Source organism: Rhizobium sp. GN54 (assembly GCF_021026345.1).
In the GTDB taxonomy this organism is placed as follows: domain Bacteria; phylum Pseudomonadota; class Alphaproteobacteria; order Rhizobiales; family Rhizobiaceae; genus Mycoplana.
The window spans coordinates 464809-482164 of sequence record NZ_JAJNCZ010000003.1; the positions used below are offsets into that span (position 1 = coordinate 464809).

At 63.5% G+C, this 17356-nt stretch carries 16 protein-coding genes; 9 read left to right on the forward strand and 7 right to left on the reverse strand.

Translation table 11 applies throughout. The annotated features are described in order from the left end of the window. Positions 1–72 precede the first annotated feature (72 nt). Both LQK81_RS11340 and LQK81_RS11345 read left to right on the forward strand, forming a co-directional pair. Positions 73–1488: a mercuric reductase gene (locus tag LQK81_RS11340; protein WP_230806370.1), complete on the forward strand. Its 1416-nt coding sequence runs from the start codon at positions 73–75 to the stop codon at positions 1486–1488. A 323-nt stretch (positions 1489–1811) separates the two neighbouring features. Beyond that, a complete protein-coding gene (locus LQK81_RS11345; protein ID WP_230806372.1) occupies positions 1812–2774 on the forward strand; it encodes a dihydrodipicolinate synthase family protein in 963 nt (320 codons plus the stop codon). 101 nt (positions 2775–2875) lie between these two features. On the opposite strand, the gene LQK81_RS11350 is transcribed toward LQK81_RS11345, so the two are convergent. The 3 genes from LQK81_RS11350 to LQK81_RS11360 all read right to left on the reverse strand — a co-directional run bounded on the left by LQK81_RS11350 (position 2876) and on the right by LQK81_RS11360 (position 5947). Continuing rightward, positions 2876–3910 carry an Ldh family oxidoreductase gene (locus LQK81_RS11350; RefSeq protein WP_230806373.1) on the reverse strand — a complete coding sequence of 345 codons (1035 nt, stop codon included), beginning with the start codon at positions 3908–3910 and terminating at the stop codon, positions 2876–2878. 236 nt (positions 3911–4146) lie between these two features. Continuing rightward, positions 4147–4899 carry an SDR family oxidoreductase gene (locus LQK81_RS11355; RefSeq protein WP_230806375.1) on the reverse strand — a complete coding sequence of 251 codons (753 nt, stop codon included), beginning with the start codon at positions 4897–4899 and terminating at the stop codon, positions 4147–4149. 130 nt (positions 4900–5029) lie between these two features. Further along, positions 5030–5947: an MBL fold metallo-hydrolase gene (locus tag LQK81_RS11360; protein WP_230806377.1), complete on the reverse strand. Its 918-nt coding sequence runs from the start codon at positions 5945–5947 to the stop codon at positions 5030–5032. Between the two features lie 351 nt (positions 5948–6298). Here LQK81_RS11360 and LQK81_RS11365 point away from each other — a divergent pair, with 351 nt between their 5' ends. From LQK81_RS11365 to LQK81_RS11380, 4 genes are read left to right on the forward strand one after another with little or no spacing between them, the layout of a single operon-like run. After that, complete coding sequence (locus LQK81_RS11365) at positions 6299–9697, forward strand: PAS domain-containing protein (protein ID WP_230806379.1); 3399 nt, start codon at positions 6299–6301, stop codon at positions 9695–9697. Then, positions 9684–10328 carry a response regulator transcription factor gene (locus LQK81_RS11370; protein ID WP_230806381.1) on the forward strand — a complete coding sequence of 215 codons (645 nt, stop codon included), beginning with the start codon at positions 9684–9686 and terminating at the stop codon, positions 10326–10328. Before LQK81_RS11365 ends, LQK81_RS11370 begins: the two co-directional genes overlap by 14 nt. Positions 10329–10330: 2 nt before the next feature. Continuing rightward, positions 10331–10720, forward strand: coding sequence for a response regulator (locus tag LQK81_RS11375; protein ID WP_230806383.1), 390 nt, complete (start codon positions 10331–10333; stop codon positions 10718–10720). Further along, positions 10710–11414 (forward strand): response regulator transcription factor, encoded by a 705-nt coding sequence (locus LQK81_RS11380; RefSeq protein WP_230806385.1) that lies wholly within the window; start codon positions 10710–10712, stop codon positions 11412–11414. The genes LQK81_RS11375 and LQK81_RS11380 overlap by 11 nt, the downstream gene beginning before the upstream one ends. Positions 11415–11662: 248 nt before the next feature. Here LQK81_RS11380 and LQK81_RS11385 read toward each other — a convergent pair whose 3' ends face one another. From LQK81_RS11385 to LQK81_RS11400, 4 genes are all read right to left on the reverse strand, one after another. Beyond that, complete coding sequence (locus tag LQK81_RS11385) at positions 11663–12415, reverse strand: SDR family NAD(P)-dependent oxidoreductase (RefSeq protein WP_230806387.1); 753 nt, start codon at positions 12413–12415, stop codon at positions 11663–11665. A gap of 113 nt (positions 12416–12528) precedes the next feature. Next, complete coding sequence (locus tag LQK81_RS11390; protein ID WP_442967111.1) at positions 12529–12942, reverse strand: cupin domain-containing protein; 414 nt, start codon at positions 12940–12942, stop codon at positions 12529–12531. Positions 12943–13007: 65 nt separating this feature from the next. Next, positions 13008–13838 (reverse strand): alpha/beta fold hydrolase, encoded by an 831-nt coding sequence (locus LQK81_RS11395; protein WP_230806544.1) that lies wholly within the window; start codon positions 13836–13838, stop codon positions 13008–13010. Positions 13839–14538: 700 nt separating this feature from the next. Next, positions 14539–14844: a hypothetical protein gene (locus LQK81_RS11400; RefSeq protein ID WP_230806389.1), complete on the reverse strand. Its 306-nt coding sequence runs from the start codon at positions 14842–14844 to the stop codon at positions 14539–14541. A 364-nt stretch (positions 14845–15208) separates the two neighbouring features. On the opposite strand from LQK81_RS11400, the gene LQK81_RS11405 reads away from it, so the two are divergent. From LQK81_RS11405 to LQK81_RS11415, 3 genes are all read left to right on the forward strand, one after another. Then, the gene (locus LQK81_RS11405; protein WP_230806390.1) at positions 15209–15643 is read left to right on the forward strand and encodes a GreA/GreB family elongation factor; all 435 of its coding nucleotides are present in this window, start codon (positions 15209–15211) and stop codon (positions 15641–15643) included. A 148-nt stretch (positions 15644–15791) separates the two neighbouring features. Next, positions 15792–16253, forward strand: a complete 462-nt coding sequence (locus LQK81_RS11410; RefSeq protein ID WP_230806392.1) for a hypothetical protein — start codon at positions 15792–15794, stop codon at positions 16251–16253. A 425-nt stretch (positions 16254–16678) separates the two neighbouring features. Then, entirely contained in the window at positions 16679–17203 is a 525-nt protein-coding gene (locus LQK81_RS11415; protein WP_230806395.1) for a transcription elongation factor GreAB, read from the forward strand. Positions 17204–17356: the final 153 nt, after the last annotated feature.

Below are 17356 nucleotides of genomic sequence, written 5' to 3' on the forward strand. Positions count from 1 at the left end.
TTGCAGGTCAAACCGGCATATTCTGGCCAGCGGGCGGACGAGCCGGGTTTCTGGCTTTGAAGGGAGGCAGCGATGCCCAAAGCGGAACAGTACGATGCCGTTGTCATCGGCAGTGGCGAGGGCGGCAAATACCTCGCATGGAATCTTGCTCAGGCCGGGCAGAAAACCGCCGTAATTGAACGCCGATGGATCGGCGGCTCCTGTCCGAACATCAATTGTCTTCCCAGCAAGAACGAAATCTGGAGCGCCGGTGTTGCGAGGATCGTCGCCCGCGCCGGAGAGTTCGGCGTGAATGTCGGCGATGTATCGGTCGACATGAAGCGGGTTCTTCAGCGCAAGCGCGACATGGTCGACAGCCTCGTCGCCTTTCACCTCGATCGGTTCCAGGCCACCGGCGCGGAGCTCATCATGGGGACCGCTCGCATCGTCGCGCCGCTGACGGTCGAGGTGTCGCTGAACGACGGCGGGACGCGCCGGCTGGTCACCGAGAAGCTCTTTCTCAACCTGGGCACGCAGGCAAGCGTGCCTTCGGTCCCGGGCCTCGCCGAGGCCCGGCCGCTGACCCATATCGAGGCGCTCGAACTTGATCGGGTCCCCGGCCATCTCATCGTTCTCGGCGGCGGGTATGTCGGTCTCGAGCTCGCCCAGGCCTACAGGCGTTTCGGAAGCCGGGTCACCGTCCTGGACCGTGGGCCGCGCTTGGCCCGGCGCGAAGACCCAGACGTCGCCGCGGAAGTCCAACGCATTCTGGAGCGTGAAGGCATCGAGATGCTGCTGTCTGCCGAGGTCGTACGGGTGGAAGGGACGTCCGGCGATCATCTGCGGGCGCTGGTGCGCACGCCCGATGGAGAGAGGACGCTCGAGGGGACCGATATCCTGGTCGCGACCGGCCGCACACCGAACACCGACGGGATCGGCCTCGAACATGCCGGCATCGCACTGACCGATCGCGGCTACATCCGTGTCAATGACCGGTTGGAGACGACGGCTCCGAACACCTGGGCGATTGGCGAATGCGCGGGAACGCCGCAGTTCACCCATGCCTCGCTCGACGACTTTCGCGTGATCCGCGACAATCTCAAGGGCGGCAATCGATCGACCACGGGACGGCTGATGCCCTATTGCATGTTCATCGACCCGCCGCTCGCGCGGGTCGGGATGAACGAGGAAATGGCGCGGGCCGACGGCGTGCCGGCGCGTGTGGCGAAACTTCCCATGACGGCGGTCTTGCGGACGCGGACGACATCGGACACGACCGGTTTCATGAAAGCGCTTGTCGATGCCGACGACCGAATCCTCGGCTTCACGATGATAGGATCGGAGGCGGGCGAGGTCATGGCCGTCGTGCAGACGGCCATGGTTGCGGGCCTTCCCTACACCGCGCTGCGAGACGCCATTCTCGCCCATCCGACCATGGCGGAGGGACTGAACGCGTTGTTTGGCAATGTTCCGGTGAAGAGCGACGCGTTGAATCCGCGCGGAAACTGATTGCATTTTGCCGTCAGATGCGCCGTGCCGTCTCTTGTTCACCTCCCCAACGGTTCGTCATCGGCGTCACGGCATCGCTCGCCTTCGTGCAACCGGGAACGACCGACGCGTTGAGTGGCTCGTTCTGGCCGTGGTCCGATCCCCAGGCCAGGGTCGGTCGTCAACGGGCTTCGACACTTACAATAGAGTGGGCATAGCCTTTAGCAGCGCTGTATTTATTTTGTCGACAACAAGTGTTCTCAATGGTATTTCTCTCCTTGGCTTGGGGATATGCAGCACGCCACACATGGCTGGCCATCCTCGGATAGAAACTGGAGATCGACATGAAGGCCAAGATTTTTTCCGGCGTCATTCCCGCCCTGATGACGCCCTGCAAGGACGACCGCACGCCGGACTTCGACCAGTTGGTCCGCAAGGGCAAGGAACTGATCGAAAAGGGCATGTCGGCCGTCGTCTATTGCGGCTCGATGGGTGACTGGCCGCTTCTGACGGACGCGCAGCGCATGGAGGGCGTCGAGCGCCTCGTGAAGGCCGGCATTCCGGTCATCGTCGGCACCGGCGCCGTCAACACCGCGTCGGCCGTAGCGCATGCCGCGCACGCGCAGAAGGTCGGCGCGCAGGGCCTCATGGTCATCCCGCGCGTCCTGTCACGCGGCTCCGTCGTTGCCGCCCAGAAGAACCACTTCAAGGCGATCCTCTCGGCGGCCCCGGACCTGCCGGCCGTCATCTACAATAGCCCCTACTACGGCTTTGCCACCCGTGCCGACCTGTTCTTCGCCCTGCGCGAAGACCACAATAACCTCGTTGGCTTCAAGGAATTCGGCGGCGCCGCCGACATGCGCTATGCGGCCGAAAACATCACCAGCCGCGACGATGACGTCTCGCTGATGATCGGCGTCGATACCTGCGTCTTCACCGGCTTCGTCGATTGCGGCGCCGTCGGTGCCATCACCGGCATCGGCTGCGTTTTGCCGAGGGAAGTCATCCACATGTGCAACCTTGCCCAGGCGGCCGCCAAGGGCGACCCGGACGCCCGCCAGCGCGCGCTGGAACTGGAATCGGCGCTCGCCGTCCTGTCCTCCTTCGACGAGGGCCCGGATCTGGTTCTCTACTTCAAGCACATGATGGTGCTGAAGGGCGACAGGGAATACACCCTGCATTTCAACGAGACCGACGTGCTCTCCGACAGTCAGCGCGGCTACGTCGAGGCTCAACTCAAGCTGTTCGACACCTGGTATGCCGAGTGGAGCAAGCTTCCGGGCGCGGTACAGAAGTACAAGGCATAAACTCGATACCCGAACGAAAGGCCCTCCGAGCGGAGGGCCTTTTGACGTCAACTGTCCGATGGCGCATCCAGCGTGACAGACGGGCACAGGCTCCTGCGCGGTCAGGCGACCGCGTCCAGGCCCAGCTCCCCCAGACGGTCGAGATGTTCGATTTCGGCCGCCGTCAGCGTGATGCCGTCTGTGAGGGACTTTTCGCGGGCCGCGTAGCGGCGCTGCGAGGGCAAGCGCGCGCCGCTGCCGAGGATGGCGTCGAACAGCACTTCGGCACGGGCGAAGGGATCGCCGGGGCGACCCGCCGCAAAAGCCCGTGGGGACATCGCGACGATGAGTTCGCCGTGGGAGGGCGAGAGCGCTGTCGATCCCAAGTAGTCGAGCACTTCCGGGCTCGTCAGGTCGCCGATCATGATGCCGGCCAGAAGTTCGATCATCGTGCCGATTGCCGCACCCTTGTGGCCGCCGAACGGCAGCATGGCACCGGCAAGCGCCGCTTCCGGATCGGTCGTCGGGTTGCCGTCTGCATCGATCGCCCAGCCGTCCGGGAGCTGCTTTCCCGACCGGCGGTGGAGTTCGATTTCGCCACGCGCGGCGACCGAGGTCGCGAAGTCGAAGACATAGGGCAGGGCATTTGCGCGCGGCCAGCCGAAGGCGAAAGGATTGGTGCCGAGAAGCGGCTTGCTGCCACCGGTGGGGGCAACCGTCGCATAGCTCGGGCACATGACGAGACCGGCAAGCCCGGCGCCGGTGACGCCCTCGACTTCCGGCCACAGGGCGGAGAAGTGCGTGCAATCGTTGATGACAAGGGCGGCGATGCCGAGTTTGTGGGCCCGTTCGGCGAGCGCAGGCAGGCCGAGTTCAAAGGCAGCGTTTGCAAAGCCGCCATCGGCATTGACCTTGACGATCGCGGAGCCCTCGTTGAGATCCAGAACGGGAACGGCATCCGGTTTCACCTTGCCGGCCTTGATCGTGCGCAAGACGCCTTCAAGCCGGTAGATGCCGTGAGATTTGCAGCCATCGCGTTCGCCGGCAACGATCACCCTGGCGACCGCTTCCGTCTGGACCGTGCTCATCCCCGCTTTGGAAAGTACGGCCATCACGCGGCCGCTCAGGTCGCTTTGGCTCAGATTGACATCATCCATCGGCGCATTCCTTATTTTCAGACGCGACCATCGAATGGCGCATCCGCTCTAGAAAATATTATAGGTATACAATACGTCGACAAAAGGGAATGTGCACATCCTCCCTGCAGATGTTTGCTGCCCTGAGCATGCCATACGGCGATGCGGGCCGGGCGCCCTATCTGGCACCCGGCCGCATCGGTTGTTCTCGGTTGTTCATGGACTGTGCGCTGCGTGTGCGACGCACCCATGCCCGTTCATTTGCGGTCAGAGGTTGCGAACCACTGCTCGAAGGTGATCCGGCCGAGACGTGGGTTGTTGTCGGACACAAGGGAGCCTTCCTGCAGCCGGCTACCGAAATAGAGGGCATCCGGATCTGCCGTGACCTTGCGATCATCGCCCACCGCCTTCAGGTAACGGGCAACGAGTTCGTTCATCCGGATGCGCTCGGGCCCGGAAATCTCCACGACGCCATTGATCGGTTCGGCCGTCGCGATGGCGGCCATGTTGTCGGCCACGTCGTCCGAGGCGATGGGCTGCACATAGGCCGAGGACAGACGCACGGTGTCGCCGATCGTGCCGGACTGCGCGATGCCGCCGACGAACTCCATGAACTGCGTCGAATGGACGATCGTATAGGGAATGCCGGCTTCCCGGATGATCCGTTCCTGGGCGACCTTGGCTCGCATGTAGCCGCTGTCAGGCAGGCGATCGACGCCGATGATGGAGAGAGCGACGTGATGCTTGATGCCGGCAGTTTTTTCGGCGGCCATCAGATTGCGGCCCGATGTCTCGAAGAATTCGAGAACGGCCTTGTCTTCGAAGGACGGCGAGTTTGCGAGGTCGATGACCACGGAGGCGCCCGCGAGCGCTCCGGCGATACCCTCGCCGGTGATCGTGTTGACGCCGGTGTTCGGAGCGGCGGCAACGACCTCATGACCTTGCTTGCGCAGACGGGCGGCCGTCTTTGAACCGATCAGGCCGGTTCCACCAATGATGACGATTTTCATGAACCTCTCCATTCACGGCTGCACGCACGGTGCGCCGCGTTGTCTCGTCGTTTCGCGGATCGTGACGATGCTTCGGTCCAGGGACTGCCTCGAAGGCAGGCGCCCTGTTCCGACCTGACCGGACGGCCGGTCAGTAGTCCCAGAAGACCGGCACCCATCGGAAGGCATTGCCGTCGATCGCCACGCGGCCGACGGACGGGAACGGCAGATGAGTGGCCACCAGTTGCTCGCCGGTCGCCGCCAGTTCCGTCAGAAGACGGACCCGGACACGGGCCGCTTCCTCGGGGTCGTGTTCGAAACCGTTGTGCCAGTCCGGATGGTCGAAACCGACCGCGAACACGGCGTCGCCGGCAAACGTCAGCCGGTCGCCGCCGGAGGCCACACGGACCACGCTATGGCCGGGAGTATGACCGCCGGTCCGGTGGACGACGACGCCCGGGGCGACCTCGTAGGTCTCGTCGAACAGACACAACTGGCTGCGGTACGCATTCACAAACCGCTTGGCGGTCGCCCGAAGCGCGTCGGGGAAACCTTGCGGCATGTCGACATGGGTGAAGTCAGGCGTTTCCCAGAACGTGACCTCGGCAGCGGCCACATGGATGCGCAGGTCAGGGCGCAGCCTGTCCTTCACCCCGTCGACCAGGAGTCCGCCGATATGATCCATGTGCATGTGGGTGAGGATCACGTCGGTGACAGACGCGAGATCGATACCGGCCGCCTCCAGCCGCCGGACCAACTGCCCGGCCCGCGGCAAATTGAGGTTCGGGTCCAGACCCAGTCCGGCGTCGACGAGTATGGTTTGATCGCCACTGCGAACCACCACCACGTTCAGCGACCAGTCGAAAGCATCCTGCGGCAGGAACATGTCTTTCAGCCAGGTGGCCCTGTCCGTCGCGTCGGCATTGGGTCCCAACATTCTCGTCGGGAGCGGCAGCACGCCGTCGCTGATCACCATTACGTCGATTTCGCCGATCCGCACTGCGTAGCGCGAGGGAACCAGGTCCTCGGGGGTCGGCCTGCCGGGGGAGGGGATGTCTTGCAGGTTCATGTCGGTCTCCTGTTTCGAATGATATCTTTCCGCGTCTTCCCGTGCGAAGCGTGTCCCTGACGGCCCGATGCCGGCGGTGACGGACGATCCTCCTGACGTGGTCGACGCTCATCGCCTCCCGATCATGCACGGGATGGATGCGGCAGCGTCATTGCCCGGACGTCTCCTGCCGTCACTGACAAGGTCGAGGCGTTCCCATACCGAAGAACAGGATCGGCTCTGCTGCGGTCGGCGGCCTCATGGATTTCCATAGAATGCGAATGGGGGCCGGTTGCGCTATCTTCTGGTGATTCCTCGAGTGCGGCTCGAAACGTCGGCGGCCCGGTACTTTTGGATTTTTGGGAGAAGGCAATGACGAATGCGCCCATCCTGTCGGAACCTGTTGGCGCCGAGGCTGCGGCCAGGCTGGTCGAGCGCGTGGTCGGCAACGGGTGGGCGACCGATCCTGCCGGAAACTTCATCTATGTGACGCCTGCAATCCTGTCGGCCCTCGGCCTCACGCTGTACGAGCTCAATTCCGTTCCCGAACAAGGCCATTTCGGCTGGCGAAGCGTCATCCACCCGGCCGACTATGACGATATCGCCTCCATATGGCGCCGCTGCCTGCAGACAGGCGAGCACTACGATGTCGAGCACCGGATGCTGCGCGCGAGTGGCGCCTTCGGCTGGAGCCGCAGCTCGGGTCAGCCGCTCCGCGACGCCGATGGCCGGATCACCGGATGGTACGGTACGGTGATCGACGCCGATGTGCAGTCTGTCCTCCTGAACCGGCTGCCCGCCGTCGCCGATCCCGACAGGGAGAAGGCGGCCCTCGATGCACCGCGCCCGCTCGGTCTCATTCATCCGGATGATCGGACCGCGGCCGCCCATGCCGCGGCACGGGCCTTCTGGACGGGCGTCCCGCAGGTGATCCGGCACAGGCAGCGCCAGCCTGATGGTGACTATCGCTGGATCGAGACGCGCTCGGAGCCGGGTTATAGCGTGAGCGTCGACATCGATGACCTGGTCACGGACAAGGACCCGCCGGCGGCGGCGCGCCTGCCGGTCGCCGGGACGTCCGAGGCGATCGGCGCGGCAAGGGTGGTCGAGAGCATATTCGGCAATGGCTGGGCGTTTGATGCCGAAGGGAGGTGGATCTACCTGCATCCGTTTGCGCAGAATTCGCTCGGCGTCACACTGGAATACCTGAATGCCGCGCTGGACGAGGGCCACACCGCCTGGAAGCGACTGCTCCATCCCGACGACTACGACCGGATCGCCGCGACATGGCATCACTGCCTTGCGACTGGCGACCATTTCAACGTCGAGTTCCGCTTCAGGCGTGCGAGTGGCGCCTATGTCTGGGCGCGCACCGCGGCACGACCGGCCCGCGACGGCCAGGGGCATATTGTCGGATGGTTCGGCATCGCGCTGGACATCGACGTCTACAAGAAGACCGTGGCGGCGCTGCGCGATCGCGAGCGGGCGTTCTCGCAGCTTGTCGACATGGTGCCCAGCCATCTGTGGCAACTGACGCCGGATGGTGAGCCGGTGTTCTTCAACCGGCGCATGGTCGACTTCCTCGGCATGGACGCAGCCGACATGGTCCAACCCGGGAAGAGCGGCCTGGCAACGATGATCGAAACATCCGTCCATCCCGAAGATGCCGCCCCCTTCGGCGACGCGCTCCGCCACTGCTTTCGCACCGGCGAGCGTTTCTCCATGCGATACCGTTTGCGGCGCTCCGACGGCGTCTATCGCTGGATGTCGAGCGGCGCCGAGCCGTTGCTGGATGCGGACGGGCGCGTCCTTCAGTGGTACGGCCTTTGTCACGACATCGACGACCAGGTGAAGGCGGAGGAGGCGTTGCGCAGTCGGGAACTGGAACTGCAACAGCTCATCGACACGGTGCCGGTGCAGATCTGGTGCGTCACGCCCGACGGCGACCCTGCCTACATCAACAAGACCATGGTCGACTATACTGGAATGGCCCTCGATGACTTCGATGCCGAGGGCGGATTGCCGAGCGCCATCCAGACCATCGTCCACCCCGACGACAGGGATTCCCTGCACAGCGCACTCGGCCATTCGTTCACCACGGGTGAGCCGTTCGATCTGAAGTTCCGCAATCGTCGTTCGGACGGGGCCTATCGGTGGACGGAGGGGCGCGCGGAGCCGCTTCGTGACGAGACCGGCCGCATCATCCGATGGTACGGGGCCAATGTCGACATACAGGATTCCATCGACACCCAGGAAGCGCTGCGGACCAGCAAGCGGCAACTCGAGCAGATGATCGACGCCGTGCCCGTCAACATCCTGAGCTTCGATCCTTCCGGCAAGATCACCTACACGAGCAGGCGTTACCTGGAGAGCGTCGGTTCGCCGCTGGCGCATGTCGAGGACTTCGATGCGCTGGCCCTGGATCTGGCTCATCCGGACGACTTTCCGACGATGCACCGAAGGGCATCGGAGGGCTTTGCGACCGGCCAGCCGTTCGTGAACCGGTTTCGCCGGCGCGACAGACAAGGCGCCTATCGCTGGATAGAGGCGCGTGCGCAGCCCTTGCGCGACGAGAATGGCACGATCGTGCAATGGTATATCGCCTCGATCGACCTGGAAGACGAGATGCGTGCGCAACAGGCGCTGCGCGACCGGGAACGCAGGCTCCGGCAGCTCGTGGAAACGCTGCCAGCCATGATCGACTGCGCGGCGCCGGACGGCGAGCCCGTCTATCGCAGCCGGCAACTGCGAGAATTCCTGGGCTACGACCTCGAAGTCCTCGACGGGACCGGGAAATCGCGCCTCGGCGGCACGCTCGACGCCGGCGTTCATCCGGACGATCTGGACGCCGTCAAGCAGTCGTACGCGCATTCCCTGTCGACCGGCGAGCCCTATGCACGCAGGCACCGCTTGCGCCGCTTCGACGGTGAATACCGTTGGGTCGAAACGCGCGCGGCGCCGATGCGCAACGGCGAAGGCACCATCGTCCAGTGGAACGTCATCTGCCTCGACATCGATGGCGAGGTTCGCGCGCGGGAGGCGTTGCGCCTCGCCCAGGACAGGCTTTCGCGTGCAAGCCAGGCGGCAAGCCTCGCGGAACTCTCGGCGTCCATCGCGCATGAGGTGAACCAGCCACTGGCCGCGATCGTCGCCAACTCATACGCATGCCATCGCTGGCTGTCGGCCGAACCTCCGAATCTCGAGCGGGCCAAGATTACCGCCGAGCGCATCATCCGTGACGCCAATGCGGCAGCGGATGTGGTCAGCCGCATCCGCGCGCTGTTCAGGCAGTCGGCCGGGTCGAGAAGCACTGCGGCGATCGGCAATGTGATTGCCGAGGCCCGCGATCTCATGGCCGAGGAGGCGATGAGGCGCCGTGTCCGGATCGAATTCGAGGCGCAGGCCGGTCTCCCGATGCTGGCGCTCGATCGTACCCAGATCCAGCAGGTGCTCGTCAACCTCATACGGAATGGGATGGAAGCCATGGAAGGCGTCGCCGCGGAGAGGGTTCTCGGGCTGTATGCTGGCCGGGCGGACGAGGGAATCCGGATCGAGGTCAGCGACCGAGGCCCCGGTCTGGACGACCCGGACAAGGTTTTCGAGCCGTTCTTCACCACCAAGCAGGAAGGCATGGGCATGGGTCTGGCGATCTGCCGGTCGATCATCGAGTCGCATGGCGGCCGGCTATGGGCGGAGAAGAACGAGCCGCAGGGCGCCAGGTTCATCTTTGTCCTCCCGGTCGATACGAAGGCGCATCATGATGAAGAATGATCGTGTCGTCTTCATCGTCGACGACGACGAACGCATCCGTGAGGCGCTCGCCGAACTGCTGGAATCGCACGGGATGCGCTCCGTCGCATTCGGATCGGCCGGCGACTATGTCGAGGCGGACAAGCCGGATCTCCTGGCATGCCTCATCCTCGACGTGGAATTGCCGGACATAAATGGTCTCGAATTCCAGAGGCAGATCGCAGAGGGAGAGCATCCGCCGATTGTCTTCATCACCGGGCATGGCGACGTCCCGTCCTCGGTACGCGCCATCAAGGACGGGGCCGTAGACTTCCTGACCAAGCCGTTCAGCGACGCCGACCTCATGACGGCAGTCCAGACCGCACTCGATCAGGACAGGCAGGACAGGTCGACGCGTGCCGAACTCGGAGCGCTGAGGCGCCGTTATCTCGATCTGACACCGCGCGAACGCGAAGTGTTGACGCTGGTCGTAAGCGGGCTTCTCAACAAGCAGGCCGCAACCGAGCTGGGCATCAGCGAGGTCACTCTCGAAGTTCATAGAAGGAATATCATGCAGAAGATGGCTGCGGCCTCGCTGGCCGATCTCGTGCGCATGGCCGAGAGGCTGAAGATACCGGTCACCCACTCTCGCAGAAATCCGGGAGGGAACTGACCATGGGTCACAGAAAGCCGATCGTTGCGATCGTGGACGATGACCCAAGGCTTCTCGAATCGCTCGAGGAACTGCTGGAATCCGCCGGATACGCCACTGCCAGCTTCTCTTCAGCCCGCACTCTCCTGGCAACCGGGCTGGTGGACGTGGACCTGCTGATCACGGACATCGGAATGCCCGGCATCGATGGCTTCGAGCTGCGCGACATCGTCGGGAAGGCGCGTCCGGATCTGCCCGTCTTCCTCGTCACTGGCCGCCACGAGATTGCCGACCAGCATCGAGCACAATGCATCAGCGGATTCTTCCGCAAACCTTTCGACGCCCAGGCGCTGCTTGCAGCGGTGGGCGAGGCGTTACGTAACCGGAAAGAGGAGGGTAAGCATGACAGTTGACCTGCCGCTCTTGCGGAAATCGACACCCCGGTCCGCGCGGCGGACGCTCGAAGTCGACAAGCCGCTCGTGATCATTGTCGACGACGACGCGCATGTCCGCGAGGCGTTGTCCGAACTCATTCGTTCGGCCGGCTTTCAGCCGGTCGACTTTTCCTCCACCCGCGACCTGCTGGAGGCCGACCTGCTGGACAGCCCCGGCTGCCTGATCCTGGACGTCCGCTTGCCGGGTGCGAGCGGTCTCGACCTGCAGCGCCAGCTGGCCGGGAACGGCAACGCCAAGCCGATCATCTTCCTGACCGGCCATGGCGACATCCCCATGACCGTCCAGGCGATGAAGGCCGGGGCCGTCGACTTCCTCACAAAGCCCGTGCGAGACCAGACGTTGCTCGACGCTGTGAATGCGGGGATTGCCGTGGATGCCGCCCGGCGCGCGGAAGCGGCCGTCGTCAAGCTCAACATGGAGCGCCTGGAGACGCTGACCCCGCGCGAGCGCGAGGTTCTCCACGAGGTCGCGCGCGGGCGTCTCAACAAGCAGATCGCGTTCGACCTGGGCATCAGTGAAGTGACGGTCAAACTCCATCGCGGCAACGTCATGCGCAAGATGGAGGCTGCATCGATCGGCGAGTTGATCCGGACCTGGGACACGCTGCCGGCGCCTGTCCGCATGGTGCGCCCGGCTCAGGCTTCGGCGTAAAGCCCGGGGCGGGCGGTCCATATCACCGGGCCTCGATTGCAACTGGGCGAGACGGAACCCGGCTCGCCCAGTCGTGACTTCGGAAGGTTCGAGACCGTCTCTGTCTCAGTCTATTGTCGAATGGCGGGCCGGCGACCGCCGACGAAAGAATGCGACCGGCAAGCGGGCATAATGCGTCCGCCGAAACCGCGCGAAACGTCACAGGTCGTTTCAGCGTCGGTTTTGGTCCCATTCTCCCGGAGTTCCGCTCATGCGAGACCCAGGCCTCCATCGACCGCGATGACCTGTCCAGTGACCCAGTCCGAGGCCGGATCCGCAAGATGAAGTATCCACCGGGCGATGTCGTCGGGAACCCCGCGGCGCTTGAGCGGTATCTGCTCGCGCTCCGCCTCCTCGACGAGGGCCGCCTGTTGTGGCGAGAGCCCCATCATGTCGGTCAGGGCTGCCGATTCGGTGGGACCTGCCGCGACTGAATTGACGCGTATCCCTTGCGGTGCGAGTTCGAGCGCCCAGCAGCGCGTAAGGTGTTCGAGCGCCGCCTTGCTGGCAGCATAGTGGGACAACCCGGCTCCGGCCTTGTGCCCGAACGTGCTCGATACGTTGATGATCGAGCCTCTCGTCCGCGAAAGGTGCACAAGCGCCTCCCGGGCCAGGAGGCTCGGACCGACGACGTTCACCGCCAGGATCATCTCGATTCGTTCGGCTGTCACATCCGCCAAGGGTAACAGGGCGCCCGCGCCGGCGTTGTTGACGAGGATATCGAGACGACCGAAGCTCTCGACGGCCTTCGCGACGCTGCGTGCAGCATCATCCGGATCGGCGACATCTGCCACCAGGGCGACAATGTTCTCATGGCCGGCAGCCGTCTGTTCCAGCGGCTCCGGGCGACGTCCCGTGATGACGACCTTGGCGCCGCGGGCGGCAAGGCCGAGTGCGGTCGCCCGCCCGATGCCCGTACCGGCGCCTGTGACGAGGGCGACCTTCTGTTTGAATTCCGACAATACCTTGCTCCCTGGCTAAATCTTCGTGTTCGTGTCCGGATTGCCGGCGTGCCAACCGGCGGCAATCCGAATGTCTCATGGCGTGTCCGAGCGGACGCCGGACCGCCGTTGCCTCACTCGTCGAAAGGCGTCGTCAGTTCCGTCTCGGCGGTGTCCACGACGAAAACGGCCAGCAGCCTGGCGGGCTCTGTCGAACTGGCATTCTCGCTGACGCCATGGCGGTCACCGGGGTATTCGGAGAAACTCTCCCCGGCGCTATAGGTCGTCACCGGCCCGTCGTTGACTTTGCTGCGGATCGCGCCTTCGAGTACGGTGGCGTAGATGAAGGCCGATTCCGGGTGCGTGTGCGCCGGCGAGTTTCCGCCGGGCGCATATTCGACCAGCACGGCGCGCATGCTCTTGCCGGGGACGTTTGGCAGCGGATGGTCGTAGACCAGCCTGACGTTTTCGCCGGACGTGTCGTGGGCCAGCGCGCCGGTTGCGAGAAGGACCGCGAAGGCGGCGGTCGAAGCAACGATCCTGATCACGGTTTCAGCTCCAGTGTGAGGTGTTGAGATTGAGGGTTCGCCGACCCGGCAGGAGGGACGAGAACCTATGACCTGATGAAGGCGAGCAGATCGCTGTTCACCACGTCGGCATGGGTGGTGCACATGCCGTGGGGGAAGCCCTCGTAGACCTTGAGCGTACCGTTCTTCAGCAGTTTCGCGGACAACGGCGCGGAATCGGCAATCGGCACGATCTGATCGTCCGTGCCGTGCATGACAAGGGTCGGCGCGTCGATGACCTTCAGATCCTCGGTGAAGTCGGTCTCCGAGAACGCCTTGATGCCATCATAGTGCGCCTTGGCGCTGCCCATCATGCCCTGCCGCCACCAGTTCTGGATGACGCCCGGAACGGGTTTCGCGCCGGGTCGGTTGTAGCCGTAGAACGGGCCGGAGGGGAAATCGACGTAGAACTGCGCGCGATTGTCGGCGAGCGACTTGCGCAATCCGTCGAACACTTCGATCGGCAGCCCTCCGGGGTTGGCGGGCGTCTTTACCATGATCGGCGGCACCGCGCCGATGAGGACAAGCTTCGCCGCGCGCTCCCTCCCATGCCGGGCGACATAGTGTGCGGCTTCGCCGCCGCCGGTGGAGTGGCCCACATGGACGGTGTTCCTGAGGTCGAGGTGTTCGATCACGGTGGCCACGTCGTCAGCGTAGTGATCCATATCGTGGCCGTCGCTTACCTGCGCGGAGCGGCCATGCCCCCGCCGGTCGTGGGCCACGACGCGATAGCCCTGGCCGAGGAAGAAGAGCATCTGCGTATCCCAGTCGTCCGCGCTCAGCGGCCATCCGTGATGGAAGACGATCGGCTGGGCATCCTTCGGACCCCAGTCCTTGTAGAAGATCTCGGTTCCGTCTTTGGTGGTGATCGTGCTCATTGTCCGTTGTCCCTGGTTCGAGCTGGAGTGGGGAAGGGCCCGCTCGTCCTGCGACCGGGCGGGCGTGGAAAGGACGGCAGTGGCGGCGACCGCCAGCGCGCCCTGCAGGACGTCGCGCCGCGATGCCCCTGCCGGGGCGAAGGGGTGGTGATTTGTCATCATCCTGGTCCTGATGTTCGATATCGGGTAGCCGGCGCTCGGCATGCCGTCGCTGCGTTTTCGATGAGGAAGGCGACGTCATCCGGACGAGAGACTATCGGCGCGTACCATGCGACAGTGTCGGGCGCGACCGCGGCGGACCGGCCTTTGACGGCGTTCGCGCCATTGGGAGCTTCTGCTCGCTGTATCAGGTTGCGCATTGTCTTCTCCGTCCGGCCAAGGCAGCCAGTGCGGTGAAGAATGCGCCGAAGCTGCCCGTGGGGCTATCCGACGGCAGTGTCGGTTCGGTGATACGAAGGTCTAGGCAGGCCGAACTGAAATCGGCACCGTCACGTATATCTGCTTACCTGCCGGATCACGCAAAGACAGGCATTTGAACGGCGAGAACCGACTGGTGTAAGAAATTGATATCGTTGACGGACAAGCCGAAATGAACAGGACATGAAAACGGCGTTTTCCGACCGGCACGAATCCATCGAACTGATGGAGAGCGACCACCCTGACCGGAGATATTCCCCAGGTCGCACCGTGGAACCGATCGTCAGATTCCCGAGCCGTCAAGCTCGCGGTCGTCGTCGCCTTCCCAAGGGGAGGGCGCGGAAGCGCGGTTGAGATTGGCCGAAGGCATTGGCATCCAGCACTTCAGTTCCGGTTCCGCATACGCAACGATACAGCCCGGGGCGGAATCCGAGGCGCGCCAGCCCTCCGCGCCGAACCGGTCACCGTTCGACCAGTAGGCGACGTCGACTTCCGCCGGCCCCTGTTCGGACGAGCGGACCGTGACGAGGATCCGACGACCGTCTCGCGGCGCGCTTGCCATGTGACGCCACCGATCTGGCTCGCTCATCGTCTTCCTCCCGCATCGCCGTGGACTGAAGTGTTGCCTCGCCATCGAAAGATGGTCAATCCAAACTTTGTTTAACGGCGGCGTGCCGCAGGTGCGCTCGTACCTGCGGCACCGGGTCGCATGGCTTGACTTCCTGATACCTGCGGGCGATCTTACAACCATGTTGATGAACTGCGACATATATCCGTCTAGCGCCTTCCGGGTCTGCCCCATCGCAGGATAATGACCCGGATCCGGCCTTTGTCGCCCGCCGGATCCTGGGCTAAAGCGGTCAGCCTGTGACGCGAGCTGACATGTGCGACAATCTTCCAGAGCAATGCCCATGCATGGGAATTCCATGCCTGTACCGGAGGTATCGCGAACGATGCCCGACAGTATCGCCCATTCGAAGCGACCGTTGTCTGTTATCGGGGCGACGGACTATTCGACGCTCGTTGATCTTGCCGGCGCTGCGATTTCGAAGAACTTCGACGTTGCTGTCGAGTTGGTCGAGAAGTTGCAGCACGCCTGCGTCCTGGCGGATGGTCAAGTGTCAGCGGACACTGTCCAGATAGGATCCGAAGTCACTTTCGATGTCGAAGGTGCCGGCCGCCGCACCATCACGCTTGTCTGCCCGGATGAGGTCGATGCCGATGCGGCGAGGATCTCGGTGCTGACGCCCGTCGGCGTGGCGCTCCTGGGGCTCCGCCCCGGGCATCGCAGCGCGTGGTTCTCTCGCGATGGCCGATCCAACGCTCTCGCGGTCGTGCGCGTTGGCGAAGATCGTATGGCCGCCGTTGCGCTCTCAGCCCTGTCGTAGCCGAGGACCCGATGCACGCACTCAAGAGCAGACGCCAAAAGCCGAGGGGAGGTTGCCTCACCGCAGGCTCGTAGCCCTGTGCCGCATCCGTCGTGGTCGGCACAGGGCGTTCCTGTTGCCAAGACGAACATCCGACAGGAGACCTACGATGCTTGCCGCTCGTCCACCAGCCATACTCGCCGCCGAAGACGCCAGCGTCCTTCACACGATACTTGACGATCCTCTGGTTCCCGACCGCACCAGGTCGATCGTTCGGCGCAAGCTGACCGAAGCCCATGCGATCGCCACGGAAGTTCCCGGCGATGTCGTCACCATCAACAGCCGGATCTCCTTTCGGCTGGGCGATGGTGCGCCGATATCCGCGTTCCTCGTCGATCTCGTCCGTCCACTGAGATCCTTTCACGGAATGATCCCGCTGCGGAGCGATGTCGGCTTGTCTCTTCTCGGCCTGCGAGAAGGCAGTCGCGTGACCCTTGATCTGCGGAATGTACCCACAACCCTCGTGCTCAAACGCGTGCTTCATCAACCTCAACGTCAATCGCGGGCCATCTTCGGGTCCACAGCGTCGAGGTCGGGGAGCGACAGCAAGGCTTGCCCCTCGGTCGCATGAAATCTCGAAGCAACAACCACGGATTTCAAGATGAGGCAGGGCCATGACATTTTCCGCATCCGAGAGAAGCGCTTCCGACAGTCATCTCGATGTTCAGCTGCACTACGATCACCTGAGCAGGATGGCGCACGTTTGCTCTTCCGTATTCGATGGCGTTCTTCCATCCCACTATCCGACGCCCGAAGCAGCGGCGGATGCCGCGCGAGCGATGATAGAAAGCAACATGGCGCGGGGCGGAGAAGTTCTTCCACGCCGATCTATTCGAATCTGGCTTCGCTAGACACGGGGCGGACCTCGTTCCCGCTTTGTAGAACGCCGCCAGCCGTCATCGACATCCACCCTTTGTTGTCGCGCGTTTGCTCGCCAGTCCCGTCACGGGGCCCCAGGTCAGCCCTCGGCCTCATATGCAATGATAGGAGAACTCAATGTCCAGGGAAGCCTTTTGTCAGCTGACGGCCGGAGACGCCAACGTCCTGATGTCTTTGCTTGAAAGCGCCAACGCAAGGCCGTCCGCCTTCTCGACGCTGCTGAGAGAGAAACTGAACCATTCGAACGTCTTCTTCCGGGAAGACATCCCCGGCGATGTCGTCACGCTCGACACGCAAGTGCTCTATACGATCAACGGAGCCGTGGCGGGGCCGCATGTTCTTCTTCGCGACCCCGCGGATGGACTTCCGGACGCCGCGATATCGGTCCGGACGATGCGGGGCCTGGCGCTGCTGGGATTGGGCGTCGGCGAGTCGATCGAGATCCTGGGTGAGGGCGCAGAGCCTGAAGCGCTGACGGTCCAGAGCATCATTTTCCAGCCGGAGGCGGATGCCCGTTCGAAACAACGCCAAGGCGACCAAGTGGAGCTGGTCGATCATGCTCCCCAGGTCATAAACTTCCGCCCACGTCCAAGGCAGATCGGCACGCCATACGACGACGATCCTGGTCCGAGTGCTGCATGATGTGGCGTAGATGCCCCGTCCCAGGATGCCACCTCTTGAGATCGCACTTCGACAGGCGTTTCAGCTGCGACTGAGAAAAAGATTGACCGAATTGTCGATTTTCAATATTCTGTACTAGTTCAGTATATTGAACAGTCGGCAAGGGAGGGTCAA